General features: G+C 31.7%; 13 protein-coding genes. 10 read left to right on the top strand and 3 right to left on the bottom strand.

The window, feature by feature from the left end:
- Positions 1-135: 135 nt before the first annotated feature.
- A complete protein-coding gene (locus ACI9TV_RS00285; protein ID WP_415248753.1) occupies positions 136-2,199 on the bottom strand; it encodes a TonB-dependent receptor plug domain-containing protein in 2,064 nt (687 codons plus the stop codon).
- 211 nt (positions 2,200-2,410) lie between these two features.
- Here ACI9TV_RS00285 and ACI9TV_RS00280 point away from each other — a divergent pair, with 211 nt between their 5' ends.
- The 8 genes from ACI9TV_RS00280 to ACI9TV_RS00245 all read left to right on the top strand — a co-directional run bounded on the left by ACI9TV_RS00280 (position 2,411) and on the right by ACI9TV_RS00245 (position 9,451).
- Positions 2,411-3,040 carry a response regulator transcription factor gene (locus ACI9TV_RS00280; RefSeq protein WP_415248752.1) on the top strand — a complete coding sequence of 210 codons (630 nt, stop codon included), beginning with the start codon at positions 2,411-2,413 and terminating at the stop codon, positions 3,038-3,040.
- On the top strand, positions 3,033-4,079 hold the full coding sequence (locus ACI9TV_RS00275) for a sensor histidine kinase (protein WP_415248751.1): 1,047 nt from the start codon (positions 3,033-3,035) through the stop codon (positions 4,077-4,079). The genes ACI9TV_RS00280 and ACI9TV_RS00275 overlap by 8 nt, the downstream gene beginning before the upstream one ends.
- Before the next feature lie 37 nt (positions 4,080-4,116).
- Positions 4,117-4,476, top strand: coding sequence for a hypothetical protein (locus ACI9TV_RS00270; RefSeq protein ID WP_415248750.1), 360 nt, complete (start codon positions 4,117-4,119; stop codon positions 4,474-4,476).
- Entirely contained in the window at positions 4,476-5,294 is an 819-nt protein-coding gene (locus ACI9TV_RS00265; protein WP_415248749.1) for a DUF3187 domain-containing protein, read from the top strand. The genes ACI9TV_RS00270 and ACI9TV_RS00265 overlap by 1 nt, the downstream gene beginning before the upstream one ends.
- Before the next feature lie 81 nt (positions 5,295-5,375).
- A complete protein-coding gene (locus ACI9TV_RS00260) occupies positions 5,376-6,653 on the top strand; it encodes a DUF2202 domain-containing protein (protein WP_415248748.1) in 1,278 nt (425 codons plus the stop codon).
- A 99-nt stretch (positions 6,654-6,752) separates the two neighbouring features.
- A complete protein-coding gene (gene ispG, locus ACI9TV_RS00255; RefSeq protein WP_415248747.1) occupies positions 6,753-7,814 on the top strand; it encodes a flavodoxin-dependent (E)-4-hydroxy-3-methylbut-2-enyl-diphosphate synthase in 1,062 nt (353 codons plus the stop codon).
- 12 nt (positions 7,815-7,826) lie between these two features.
- Positions 7,827-8,831: an AAA family ATPase gene (locus tag ACI9TV_RS00250; protein ID WP_415248746.1), complete on the top strand. Its 1,005-nt coding sequence runs from the start codon at positions 7,827-7,829 to the stop codon at positions 8,829-8,831.
- A complete protein-coding gene (locus ACI9TV_RS00245; RefSeq protein WP_415248745.1) occupies positions 8,828-9,451 on the top strand; it encodes a DUF3226 domain-containing protein in 624 nt (207 codons plus the stop codon). The genes ACI9TV_RS00250 and ACI9TV_RS00245 overlap by 4 nt, the downstream gene beginning before the upstream one ends.
- On the opposite strand, the gene ACI9TV_RS00240 is transcribed toward ACI9TV_RS00245, so the two are convergent.
- On the bottom strand, positions 9,444-10,172 hold the full coding sequence (locus tag ACI9TV_RS00240; RefSeq protein ID WP_415248744.1) for a fatty acid desaturase CarF family protein: 729 nt from the start codon (positions 10,170-10,172) through the stop codon (positions 9,444-9,446). The genes ACI9TV_RS00245 and ACI9TV_RS00240 overlap by 8 nt on opposite strands.
- Before the next feature lie 122 nt (positions 10,173-10,294).
- Here ACI9TV_RS00240 and ACI9TV_RS00235 point away from each other — a divergent pair, with 122 nt between their 5' ends.
- Both ACI9TV_RS00235 and ACI9TV_RS00230 read left to right on the top strand, forming a co-directional pair.
- On the top strand, positions 10,295-11,746 hold the full coding sequence (locus tag ACI9TV_RS00235; protein WP_415248743.1) for a replicative DNA helicase: 1,452 nt from the start codon (positions 10,295-10,297) through the stop codon (positions 11,744-11,746).
- A 2-nt stretch (positions 11,747-11,748) separates the two neighbouring features.
- On the top strand, positions 11,749-13,032 hold the full coding sequence (locus ACI9TV_RS00230) for a ComEC/Rec2 family competence protein (RefSeq protein WP_415248742.1): 1,284 nt from the start codon (positions 11,749-11,751) through the stop codon (positions 13,030-13,032).
- Here the strand turns inward: ACI9TV_RS00230 and ACI9TV_RS00225 are convergent.
- Positions 12,979-13,824 carry a YihY family inner membrane protein gene (locus tag ACI9TV_RS00225; protein WP_415248741.1) on the bottom strand — a complete coding sequence of 282 codons (846 nt, stop codon included), beginning with the start codon at positions 13,822-13,824 and terminating at the stop codon, positions 12,979-12,981. The genes ACI9TV_RS00230 and ACI9TV_RS00225 overlap by 54 nt on opposite strands.
- Positions 13,825-13,831: the final 7 nt, after the last annotated feature.

Here is a 13,831-nt window from a genome sequence, read left to right as displayed (position 1 = left end):
CCGCAGAAACGACACAACAACTGACTAACATTAGTTTTTTCACAACTATGTCTCTTTTTTCCATTTCTCTTATTGTATCAATAATTTTTGTATTTGCCTTTTTAAAAGGTATAAAGTAAGTCTATTACACCATCTTTAAAATTGCTTCTCATACGTTAACAACCAGTTACGCCCTTCCCTTTTAATCTCATTATTCTTTTGTTCATAAGATGGATATAAAATAGTTTCATCAAATAAGTTTTTTACACTAAAGGTGAGCATTGTTCCACCATCAATTCTATATACCATAGTCTCATCAACAACCATCGTTGCCTTAATTGTTCTTTCATCCCCTATATTATCACGACTATACCCATTCTTAGAGCCACTATAGTACCAAGCTGTATTGAGACTCAGTTTTTGACTCAATGGATAAAGTAGATAACCTTTACTTAAAACCTCTGAAACTTCAGGACTTTGATATTCAACTGGATTATAATAATTAGGAGAGAAGAATTCTGTTTGTACATAAGAAAAGTTTGCCATTAACTCTACACCATGATCAAACATATAATTAAATTCAATCTCGGCACCCTTCGCATTACGTTTTCTATGATTTGCATAATCACCCAAGTGTGTTACTGGTTCATTATGCACTGAATCAATAACATCCTGCATAACTGAATAAAAGAGGTTAGCTCTCGTAACTGAAACTGTGTCTTTATAAGTATACGCAAGTTCGTATGTATCTATCAGTTCTGATCTTAAATCTGGGTGCCCATATTTAAATCCTTCCTGCTGTGCTTGAAACGCTTCTACATATGATGGTACTCTATACGAACGACCATAAATAGCTTTGAAAATATTGTTATCATTCACTCTATATACACCTGCGAGTCTATAGCTAAACATCTCATCAAACAGTGCATAATCATCAAATCTCACATTAAGTGAAAGATCAAGATTCTCTGATATAGAATAGATATCTTGAAAATAAATAGATTTTACTAACTGATCATTATTACCTTTTAAAAAACCTTGTTGACCATCTAAGTAAACCAATGAATCAGTACCAGCTGGAACTTCGACACCATCACCTTTATCAAGCCGAAATGTAGTACCAAATACATTTTTTAATGTCTTTATTTTTTGTACATTAACTCCAAGCATCCAATCATGATTTTGCACAAATTGACCGTTAATGTTTACATCTACATATGAGTTTAATTGCTCATATGTAGGGTTATGATGTACCTTTATACCGGCACCAAAATAATCATTAACAACTACACTATTAAACTCGAATGAATAATAATTAAGTCCTACCTTAGTGTCAATATATAAATCTTTATCTATTTCATACCTGTCTCTTAACTCTATTACAGCACTTTTATTATGCTGGTACCCACCAGTTACAGGTTCTAAATCTTCAGCCATACCATAGTAGTTATCTGTAATTTCAGACTTATAACGTGCGATTAACTTAAAATCATTTTTTTGTGCAAATAAACCAAGAGAAAAATCATCAAAATTTTCTAAACTTTTATAATCTGAGCGAGTATAATCATTTTCTCTATCTGACACAAATGAACTCCCTGCATCCATAGTTTTATTATTCGCTTGATAATAACTATCTAAGGCTATATTCCACTCATCAATCTTAAGATGTTTAACAAATCCACCTTTGTAATACCCATAACTTCCAGTTGAAGCAAATATCTTATCTGGAGAGTTCTCTTGCGAACTTTTTGTTATAACATTAATAGCCCCACTAAATGCGCCTGTGCCATACACTGTCGATGCCGAACCTCGAAGAACTTCAATACGCTCAATCAACTCAACAGGAAAATCAAGGTAATAATAACTTGTACTGTATAAATCACTTCCAACATCTACTCCGTCGATATAAAGTTTATATTTATCAAAAATAAATGTATCGGGATTATAAGCTCCACGAAAAATAACTTGTTTCCATCCAGTGTGTAAAATAGATGTTTCAATTCCAGGAAGTAAAGCTAAGGCTTCATGCAAGTTCCTAATACCAATTTTTTTAAGCTTATCAGCATGTAACACTGAGATAACTGAAGGTTGATAGTCTATATTTAGTTTAGTTTTCGTAGCCATATCACTTATCTCATCTATTAATGACATGAAATTATCATCTGAAACTAATGTAACTGTAGAAAAAATGAAAGCACTTAAAATATGAGTAAACTTCATAATCATTCCTGGATAAAATTTATTATATAATATCAAAGTTTTAATGTTATACCTATAAAATAGCATAAATAAAGTTAAAAAATATTTTCTAACTATATTACATAGATTTCTTCGTCTACTTTAGTGTATAATCTGGATAGATTCTCAGAAGGTAATTTATCATGAATAAAAGTATTTTACTTCTTGAAGAAGTGTACTTGGAGAGGTTAAAATGGTAAGAATATTACTACTTGAAGACGACACTATCCTAGCTGCAACCATCAAAGAGCTTTTAGAATATGATGATTACCAAGTATTACATGCAAAAGATGGTAAAGAAGCCGCAGAACTTTCCTATGAAAAGAAATTTGATTTGTACATTTTCGATATTAATGTTCCTGATATCAATGGCTTAGAACTTTTAGAATCACTTCGTATGGCTAATGATAGTACACCTGCTATTTTTATAAGCGCTTTAATTGATTTAGAGTCCATTACTAAAGCTTTTAGTATTGGGGCTGATGACTATATTAAAAAACCATTTTTTCCACAAGAGCTTCTTATAAGAGTCAATGCTAAACTTATTACTAAAAATACAAATATTATTTATAAAGATTTAGAATATAACAACTCTACAAAAATTTTAAAAAGGAATGGGAATATTATAGGATTTGGCGAAGTACAAGAGAAACTCTTTCATACATTTATAAATAACATCGGTCAAATACTTGATAAAGAGATTCTTCTTGAATGCTTAGAAAAACCTTCACACATCGCACTCCGTACGGCTATAACAAAACTAAAACAAACAACTGGCTTAAATATAAAAAATATTAGAAGTATTGGATATACGCTTGAGTAAAGTCGAATTAGAATCTTTTTTAAAAAGTTTTTTACTCTTTTTCTCTTCGCTTAGTATTTTGATTACTACTCTTTTTTATCTCAACTATAACAAAGATATCAAACGCCTTGATGATACACTTTTTGGACAAATGAAAGTATGTAGTTTTAGCCTTCAATGTCCAGATTTTACAATTGATTTTGTAAGTATTGATACGCAAAAAGTATACACATTGTATAAAAGTGAACATGGATTAGAAGGCTTCTTTCCAGTTTCTCAAGCAAATGATTACTATTTACGCTTACATTTTTCACAAGAAAAACACATCGTAAAAACAAATGAGATAAAAAATACCACACAAATACAATACTTTATAATTTTATCTATTGTATTAATACTTTCTATACTTTTTTCACTCTATGCTCTTTATCCTCTGCGTAGTGCCCTTTTACTCACACAAGAGTTTATAAAAGATATTCTTCATGACTTCAACACACCACTTTCAGCACTCAGACTCAACAGTTTCATGCTCCAAAGAGAGCTTGGTAAAAATGAAAAACTTTCAAGAATAGAGCAAAGTGTTCAAAATATTTTAAACTTACAAGAAAATCTAAAGGCATATCTTTACAATTATGAAAAAGAAAAAGAAAATATTTCTTTAAAAGAACTCATCCATGAAAGAATTACGGCTATTGAAGATAATTATACAGATATTAAGTTTATCGTAGAAATGCAAAACTCAAGACTCCAAATCAATAAAAATGCTTTGAGTAGAGTTTTGGATAACGTTATAAGTAATGCGGCAAAGTACAACAAAAAAAATGGTAAGATAACCATAACATATGATGAAAAAACAAAAATACTTACTATCCAAGACACAGGAAAAGGTATTGAAAATCCATCGAAAATTTTTCAAAGATTCTATAAAGAACAAGAAAGAGGTATAGGAATAGGCTTGCATATCGTTAAGAAATTATGTGATGAACTCAAAATAAAAATTAATGTACGAAGTAAATTAAACATCGGAACTACATTCACATTTGAACTCACAAACTACTAACACTCTCATGTCATAATCTGGAGAATAAAGGAAAAATATGAAATATATACAATTAATTTTTTTGCTCTTACCACTATCTACATTAACACAGGCTGATATTTCTATGGATGAGAAAATCAAAGCACTGAAGTCTGAATCCTCTCCTCAAAAAAGAGTTACTATGATGAACCAACTTAAAGTGCAGTTGAGTCAAATGAATCAAGTACAAAGAGAAGAGACACTTAGTAAATTAAAAAGTACACAAAGTTCTCATGTCCAAACAATGCAAACACCTGTTCAAAAACAAATGCATAATGAACAAATGATGCAGCAAAAAGGACTTCAAAAGCAAAACCTCAAGAAGTATACAAGTTCTCCAAACTCACAAAAACAACAGATTTCAAAACCACATCATTAATGCTAAAAACTCTTACCTATCTCTTAATCTTAACATTAAACGTAACAACTCTATGTACTTATGATGACTTTGATATAGATGGTGTTGAGGATAAAGATGACAAATGTCCAAAGACTCTTATAAGTGATTTGGTTGACATCAGTGGATGCACCATAAAATCATTAGAGTACCCACATCATTTTGACATTATTTTGGGTGCCAGCTACGCACAAACTAATTACAATACAGATGAGCTTAGTGATACTTTTTACACGACTCTCGTGCTTGAGTATTATTATGAAAACTTTTCAGTTGAATTTTCCAGTTCCTACTTTAACTCCGATAGTCTGACGTATAATGACAGTGGATTAAACGATTCTTACCTTACATTTAATTACACTGTGCAAACCTTTAAAGATTTGTCAATTAATATAGGTGCAGGAATTATTTTGCCAACATACCAATCAGATTTTCATAACACTACAGACTATATATCTCATCTCAACTTCACCTATAATCTTCAAAAAATAAATATTTTTGCTAGCTATAGCTACACAATAATAAATGATGCAGACGTGAAAGACTACAACATAGAATATAAAAACACCAAGGCGTATAATGCTGGCTTTGGATTTTACACAAATATCAAACTCTACAACTCTCTTTCTTACAGTAATACACAAAGTATATACACAAACATCGCACCTTTAGAAACTTTATATCTACATACTTTTTATTCCATTGATCAAAACTGGTTTACCACTTCTTCCTTTGGTTATGGACTAAGCGATAGTGCAGGTAAATACAATCTCTCTTTAGAACTTGGCTATTACTTCTAAACTAGCTAACACTTCACTCACACTCTTATATTACAATACTCTTAAGAAAATAAAATTCTAATAAAAAATCAAGGATTTATCATGATACATAATAAAATACAATTAGCTACAGTACTTTTAACCTCATCTCTTTTATTTATAGGTTGTAGTGGAGGTGGTGGTAGCGATGCAAGCACACCTCTATCTTCAACAGAAATATCAGGACAACTAGTAGATAATTTTGTTGAAAATGCTGATTACAAGTGTGAGGATGCTTCATATGGTGTTACAGATGCTAATGGTTCGTTTACCTGTGCAAGACTTCCTGTAACGTTTTCATTAGGTGGTTTACAACTTGGAAAAATTCTATCTATGCCTGCTGACAAACAGATATTTCCTCAAGACTTACTGGGTCTTGATAGAAATGATACGAAACATAAAGATGTAGCTGCTATGGCAGTGTTACTCCAGTCGTGTGATGATGATAAAAATCCAAGTAATGGATTAAGAATCTCTCAGCAAATTAAAGATTCTTTTATAAGAGAAGAAAGCTTTGATGCAGATAACCTCAATCTTTATGCCTTAGATGCAGATGTCGATTTGATTGATGAAAATGATGCGACAGAACACTTAGACAATACAGTCGCATTAAACGATGCTTTAAGTGAAGCTATAGATGACTTACCTCCAATTATAATAGATGCTATTTTGACTCCACAATCACTACTAACGCAAGAACTTAAAAATACACTTTCCTACATGGGTAATGAGGAACGTTTAGCTTACGATGTGTACAACAAACTTTATGAAACATACCCAGAAATGATACAATTCACAAACATCGCAACAAACGGTGAACGCCCCCATATTAAAGCTGTACAACTCTTAATCCAGAAGTATATACAAGACCCCATCGAATTTACAAATATTGATTTAATAGAACTAAATTATAAAAATACGATGATAGAAAACATGCAAGCTGGAACCTATGATATTTCGGCTATACAATCACTTTATGATACTTTAATAGCTAAAGGTGTGCAATCAGCTCAAGATGCCTTAGAGGTTGGTTGTATCATTGAAGTAACAGATATTAATGACTTAGATGTAGATATACAATTAGCTCAAGATTCCCAAGCATCAGATATTTTAACAACATTTGAGTTTTTAAGAGATGGAAGTTATTCTCACTATTGGGCTTTTGATCAAGGTCTCAAAACCATGGGCGTAACTGATGGGTGTTGTGTTCTTGGTAGCATAGATGGCACGAACTTCTGTCATCCAGAGTACCCACAAAATGAAAATGGTGCCCAAGACCATAATAATGAGTCTTCAAGTACCCAAGACGCTCAAGGTAAGCAATATGGAAAAAATCGTTAATTACTCTTTGCAGTTCAATCCCAGTAAATTGGGATTGGATTTATCAAGCACTAAAATAATCAAAGCCCTTCTTTATCTCAAAAAAGATAAAATCCTCTTATGATAAATAGAGTCCAAACTAAAAAAATATATGTCGGAAATGTAGCAGTTGGTGGTGATGCACCTATTAGTACACAGTCAATGACGTACTCAAATACGCATGATGTTGCCGCTACAGTTGAACAGATTAACCGTCTACACTTTGCAGGTTGTGACATCGTTCGTGTTGCAGTTCCAGATATGGAAGATGCACTTGCATTAAAATCTATAAAAGAACAAATCTCTTTACCTCTTGTTGCGGACATTCACTACAATTATAAACTAGCACTTATTGCAGCTGAATCAGTAGACTGTATCCGTTTTAATCCTGGAAATATTGGAAATAAACAAAAGATTGCTGAAATAGTAAAAGCATGTCAAGCACGTGATCTTCCCATTCGTATTGGTGTAAATGCTGGAAGTTTAGAAAAAGAGTTTGAAAACAAATACGGTCAAACTTCGGAAGGTATGGTTGCTTCAGCTGAGTATAATATAAAGTATCTTGAAGACCTTGGCTTCACCGATATTAAAATATCTCTTAAAGCAAGTGATGTACAAAGAACAGTAGATGCATACAGAATGCTTCGTCCAAAAAATAGCTACCCATTCCATTTAGGTGTTACAGAAGCGGGTACACTTTTTCATGCAACGGTGAAGAGTTCTATCGGACTTGGTACACTTTTACTTGATGGTATTGGAGATACTATGCGTGTCTCTATCACGGGTGAACTAGAAGAAGAGATAAATGTTGCACGCGCAATTTTAAAAGACTCTGGAGCTATGCCTGATGGTCTAAACATCATCTCTTGTCCAACTTGCGGACGTATAGAAGCAGATCTTGTTACGGCGGTCGCAGAGATAGAAAGAAGAACAGCACATATCAAAACACCACTCAATGTTTCAGTTATGGGTTGTGTGGTAAATGCCATTGGTGAAGCAGCACATGCTGATGTAGCTATCGCTTATGGAAAAGGTAAAGGTCTTGTTATGGTAAAGGGTGAAGTGGTTGCTAATCTTGATGAATCTGAACTTGTTGATAGATTTATAAGTGAAGTTGAAGAGATGGCTTCTCAAGTAGATTAAATAGGATTTTCAATGTTAAAAAATATAGAAATAATAGATTATAAATGTTTTCAAAACTTTAAGCTTGAAGGCTTAAGCCAAATCAATATTATTAGTGGTGGAAATAATGTTGGAAAAACTGCTTTACTTGAGGCTTTATTTATTCAAGATTCCCTATTTGATAATGGCATCTTTACCAATTATAATATTGTACCTTTTTTGGTAATTTCCAAAAATAGAGATATTAGTGATAATCAATTTACTAATTATTTAAAAAAAATAAATTTCTCTACCATAAGTAATAATCGTACAATAACAGTAACATATAAAGAGAAAGCCCTACTTAATAGTGAAGAAAAGAAAAAGTTAAAAAATTTTAATCAAGACTATTTTGGACTTATAGTGAGCTATGTAAATGACAAACTCGAACTCATTCCTCCAGTAATTATAAATCTAGAAAATATTCCAAAAAGTTATATAAATTCATCAAAACCGAAAAATAAAACACTTGTTGAATTATATTCCAGAATCCAAACTCAAGGTATTCAGCAAGATTTTTTAGAATATTTACAAATACTCGACCCAAATATAGCGTGGATAGAACCTCAGGTAATAAATAATGAACCTCTTTTAAGAATAAATTTAAAGTATCCAAAACAATCTTTAATATCATCAGAACTTGGAGAAGGCACTAATAGATATATTGAGATATTAGCGACGCTTCTCGCAAACCCAAAAGGTCTAAACTCAAGAAGTAGTATCTTCATAGATGAAATAGAAAATGGCATACATTATTCTAAACTAAAAGATATTTGGAAAGCTCTTATAGAAATAGTACAGAAAGAAAAAATTCAACTTTTTGTAACTACACATGATAAAGAAAGTATTGAAGCATTGATAGAAGCAAGTGAAGAATTAAAATATGAAGACATCAGTTCTATTCAACTCTATAAAGACGAGAAAAATAATATAACTCCTATTGTTATGCAGTATGATAATTTTGCATATGGTATCAATAGAGGAGCAGATGTACGATGAAAAAATATCTGCTAGTAGAAGGTATTACAGATGTAGCTTTTGTAAAATATGTTTGTTTAAAAAATAATAGAATAGAAAATTTTAATGATTTTGAAAAAAATGGAAAAGAATACACTTTTCATAACTTAGTGATTGTAAATATGAATGGACAAGGTAACTTAGATATTGAACTATCATTTTTAAAAGATCAAGATGCAAAAATTGAGAAAATTGCAATTATAGAAGATGCAGATGATGATTTTAAAAAATCACAAGAAGACATTGAACTATCTATAAAAAAATCTAAAATAGATTCTTCAAAAATCAACTACTTCTTAACTCCTAACAACAAAGACTTAGGAAATTTAGAGACCTTACTCTTATCCACAGTTCAAGAAAATAATATCGTAGGATGTTTTTCTGATTACAAAAAATGTCTTCTAAAGGGTCATGAGATATATCCAAAAGCTTTAAATAAAGGTCAAGTCTACTCTTACACTATGTATTCTCAATCTGGAAAAGACTTACATAAACCACAAGACTCGTTTATATCTAAAAAAAATGAAGATACTGGTCTTTGGGATTTAACAAGGCCTGAGTTTCAAGTAATCATAAAGTTTATATTAGAAAGTTTTAAATAGTACGGTTCGAAGTATCTTCTCCCTGATAATGCTCATAATGTTTATCAGAATTATTTTTATATCCGCTGTAAAAAGTGTGTGCTATTTTGTCTATAATAAAATCACTCATACCGTTTAAAAATGCGTAGCTATTATTATCTTCATTATGATGATTTTTATGATGCTTCATAGACAGGATAATTCCAATACCCTGAAAAAACTTAACTGATTTAGACTTTGAATTATGGCATAAGTAGTGTGACACTTCTGCAAAAGATGAAAGTATTCCAACTAATATTAAAATAGCTAAGAGAATATGATTAATCCCGAGAATTGCTAAAATCAAAACACCTAAGAGATAAATAACTAACCAAAACTTCATACCTGATTCATTAAAATATATGGCAAAAATATTATTATTTTTATATTCAGGAGTTTTATGGTGAAGATGAAAACTAGCGATAAAAACTCCCAAGAAAGAGCTGTAGTTATCATTATGATCCATATAGAGATGTACTAAACCATTTATAAAATCCGTGAGAAAATACGCAACAAAAAGTATCGGGATAATCAAAATATATGATATAGAAAGTGAAAATAAAATAGGCACTAAAATAATTTGTAACGTAATATTTATAATTGAAATAAGTTTGTAGGTATTTTGATAAAACGGTATCTTATGATACTTTTTCATTGCATCATTGAACTCTTGTTGCTTAAGGCTAATTTTACTTGATGGCACGTAGAGTAATCCTCGTATGTTAATATATACTTTAGTTTATCATAATTCATCAAGTTTTTGTTTAAAGCATTTATGCTAAAATTACTCCATGATTAATATTGAAATAATAAGAACGAACCTATATGCAAGATAACTTATACAACTTAGCTTTTGAGCGTTCTATTCTCAGCTCTATTGTTTTTGAACCACAACAATTCGATGATTTAAGTACAGCGCTGAATAAAGATGATTTTTATCTTCCTGCCCATCAAGAGATATTTATAGCTATGACATCGATTATGCAAAGAGATGAACCCATAGATGAAGAGTTTATAAAAAAAGAACTCATTAAGATCAAGAAATTTGATGAACAAGTTATGCTTGAAATACTTTCAGCAAATCCAATCTCAAATACAAAAGCTTATGTAAATGAAATCAAAGATAAATCTCTTAAACGCCATCTCCTTACACTCACAACAGAGATAAAAAGAGTAACAGTAGAAGAAGAACTCCCAGCTGCCGAAGTTATTGATATTGTAGAGAAAAAACTTTATGAGATAACACAAGACAATCAAACAAGTGACTTTAAAGATTCGCCACAAATGACATATGATACGATGGAGTACATCAAAGAGATGAAAGCTCGTGGAAACTCCGTTTTAGTTGGTGTCGACACTGGATTTCACGAACTTAATAAAATGACAACTGGTTTTGGTAAAGGAGATTTAGTTATTATTGCCGCTCGTCCAGCAATGGGAAAAACTTCGTTTATCTTAAATACGGTGAATTCACTTATAAACCAAGGCAAAGGTGTTGCATTTTTCTCCCTAGAGATGCCAGCTGAGCAATTAATGCTCAGACTACTTTCGGTACAAACTTCAATTCCATTACAACAACTTCGTTTAGGCGATATGAATGATGACCAATGGGCTTCACTTCATGGTGCGATAGACAACATGAACTCTGCAAAACTTTTTGTAGATGATCAAGGAAGTCTCAATATCAACCAACTTCGATCTAAACTAAGAAAATTAAAAAACCAACACCCTGAAATTGAGATTGCCGTAATAGATTATCTTCAAATTATGCAAGGTATTGGGAATCAAGATAGACATATACAGGTATCTGAAATCTCTCGTGGTCTAAAGATGCTCGCACGTGAACTTGAGATGCCCGTAGTCGCTCTTTCTCAGCTTAACCGTGGAGTAGAATCAAGAAATGATAAACGACCGATGCTAAGCGATATTCGTGAGTCTGGTTCTATTGAGCAAGATGCTGACATTATCCTTTTTGTATACCGTGACGATGTATATCTTTACAAAGAAGAAAAAGAGCGTGAAAAAGCTGCAAAAGCAGAAGGTAAAGAGTTTATATCAGAGTATGTAGAAAAAGAAGAAGAAGATGCAGAGATTATCATCGGTAAACAAAGAAATGGTCCGACGGGTCATGTAAAACTCGTCTTTCAGAAAAAACTTACCCGTTTTGTTGATGCTCCAAAATTCTCAGCAGGAGTTGAAACGGTCTATGAAAATGTAGATACACGCTCAGCAAATGTAGATATGGGAGAGTCCTCAATCTCAATGCCACAACTCTAAAAATGCTAGAAAAAGTTTCACTCTTTGGATCTAAGAGAGACTTTTTTCTTTTCATCTTAGCCTGCGGATTTATCCTCAGTTACTCTCTTCTTATAGAGTTTAACAACTATACAAATCTTACAAAATTTGACTCCCAACTCATACAAGCTACAGTACTCAAACAATATACAAAAAGTAAAATACGCAAAAATGGGAAAATGAAAACATACCAAGTTTTAAAACTCAAGTCTGAAAAAGGTTTTAGCTTTTATACAACTGCTAAAAAATCATTTCCTGAGTCCAAATCTCAAAAAATATCATTAGAAATTTGGGCAGGTAAAATAACTTTCTATGAATATATGAGTAGTTTTTTTGTTTTTTCTAAAATCACAGATAATAATGCCCAATATATTCCTACACTCAAAGAAGAGTTAAATTCTTATCTAGCCACAGAACATGAAAACAATAATATAACTAAAGTATACCAAGCACTATACACTGCTTCACCCTTAAGTAGAGAACTACAAGCTATATTTTCAACACTTGGAGTATCTCATCTTTTAGCCATTAGTGGTTTTCATTTAGGCGTACTTTCAACCTTACTTTTTTTCTTATTTAAAATTCCCTATACATTTTTTCAAAACAGATTTTTTCCATACAGAAGTTACAAACTTGATTCTTTCATTGTCATAAGTGTACTTTTACTTGGCTATCTTCTTTTTTTAGATTCTCCCCCGTCATTACTGCGAGCCTATGTAATGTTAGTTATTGGATTTATTTTATACGATAGAGGATTTAAAATTGTTTCGATGTGGACACTTCTGCTAACAGCTATTATTATACTTAGCTTTAGCCCAAGACTTTTCTTTTCTCTTGGATTTTGGCTCAGTGTATCTGGAGTATTTTATATCTTCTTATTTCTCATTCACTTTAAACATCTCAACAAGGTATGGCAATTTATATTAGTACCTTTTTGGGTGTACCTCATGATGTTACCGCTCTCATTATTTATCTTTGAAAACTTTAGCGTGTATCACCCATTATCCATTCTTTGGACATCTATTTTTACTCTCTTTTATCCACTAAGCATAGTACTTCACCTCATTGGTTTTGCAAACTTACTTGATAATGCTTTAGTATGGATTTTAGAATTAAATGCAGATGCAAGAGTAGTAGGACTTTCATGGGAGATAATAACTTTGTTTATTACCCTTTCATTTCTTAGTATTTGGAAAAAGAGTTTTCTTTATGTTTTACTTAGCTTCGCCCTCTTCATTTTTATATACGCGATCTATAATGTAACATAACTTAAGTCCATAGATAAAAATAATCCACGAAACATAAATCCATAAAAATAAAAACATCACTATGGCGAATGAACCATACATTGTTGTGTAAGACTTATTAAAAAATACATAGTATATAAATGCATTCTTAGAAATACTAAAAACTATGGCAATGATAAATGAACTTATCATCGAAGCTTTAGGGTTAATTTTAGCATTTGGACCAATTTGAAAGATGAGAAAGAATAAGCCCCATATAATAATATATGGTACAAGAGGTAAAATATTTAGACCTGCCGTATATTCATGATTTGACATTAAAGTAGCAATATAGCCTGTAATATAAAAAGATACTCCAAGTGCTATAGGAGTAAGTGTAAGCATAGTCCAGTATGTTGTTACTGACTCCCAAAGTGTTCTTGAGTCTGCGTGAAAGATTTTGTTTGCAATATACTCAAAGTTTTTAAAAAATAAAAGTGATGCAACCAAAATCATAGCTAAACCTATAATTCCCATCTTCGCAGAGTTTGCTAAAAATCCATCGATATGTTCCATTATAGCTTCTGAGTTTACCGGCATAAGATTAGAAAATATAAAACCCTTTATCGTTTCATAGTGCTCTGCAAAGCTTGGGAGTGATGTTAAAAGAGTTAGCATTATCAAAAGAAGTGGGATAATGGTGAAGATCGTATAAAAAGAAAGTGAAGCCGCATAAAGAGTAAGCTCTTTATCTATAAAAGATTGAATAAAAAGCATTATATGGTGAAATAAATGCTTTATATTTTTCTTATTAACGACTTGCTCCACTTTCACAATTATG

The sequence above is a fragment of the Sulfurimonas sp. genome (assembly GCF_047622445.1).
Classification (GTDB): domain Bacteria; phylum Campylobacterota; class Campylobacteria; order Campylobacterales; family Sulfurimonadaceae; genus Sulfurimonas.
Note: the sequence above shows the minus strand (reverse complement) of the source record. Positions and strands in the feature narration are given on the sequence as shown.

What these genes read in the sequence shown, in the direction of transcription:
- ACI9TV_RS00235 (WP_415248743.1), top strand. Translation starts at nt 10,295, where the DNA reads ATGCAAGATAACTTATACAACTTAGCTTTTGAGCGTTCTATTCTCAGC.
- ACI9TV_RS00280 (WP_415248752.1), top strand. Translation starts at nt 2,411, where the DNA reads ATGGTAAGAATATTACTACTTGAAGACGACACTATCCTAGCTGCAACC.
- ACI9TV_RS00245 (WP_415248745.1), top strand. Translation starts at nt 8,828, where the DNA reads ATGAAAAAATATCTGCTAGTAGAAGGTATTACAGATGTAGCTTTTGTA.
- ACI9TV_RS00260 (WP_415248748.1), top strand. Translation starts at nt 5,376, where the DNA reads ATGATACATAATAAAATACAATTAGCTACAGTACTTTTAACCTCATCT.
- ACI9TV_RS00265 (WP_415248749.1), top strand. Translation starts at nt 4,476, where the DNA reads ATGCTAAAAACTCTTACCTATCTCTTAATCTTAACATTAAACGTAACA.
- ACI9TV_RS00285 (WP_415248753.1), bottom strand. Translation starts at nt 2,199, where the DNA reads ATGAAGTTTACTCATATTTTAAGTGCTTTCATTTTTTCTACAGTTACA.
- ACI9TV_RS00230 (WP_415248742.1), top strand. Translation starts at nt 11,749, where the DNA reads ATGCTAGAAAAAGTTTCACTCTTTGGATCTAAGAGAGACTTTTTTCTT.
- ACI9TV_RS00270 (WP_415248750.1), top strand. Translation starts at nt 4,117, where the DNA reads ATGAAATATATACAATTAATTTTTTTGCTCTTACCACTATCTACATTA.
- ispG (WP_415248747.1), top strand. Translation starts at nt 6,753, where the DNA reads ATGATAAATAGAGTCCAAACTAAAAAAATATATGTCGGAAATGTAGCA.
- ACI9TV_RS00250 (WP_415248746.1), top strand. Translation starts at nt 7,827, where the DNA reads ATGTTAAAAAATATAGAAATAATAGATTATAAATGTTTTCAAAACTTT.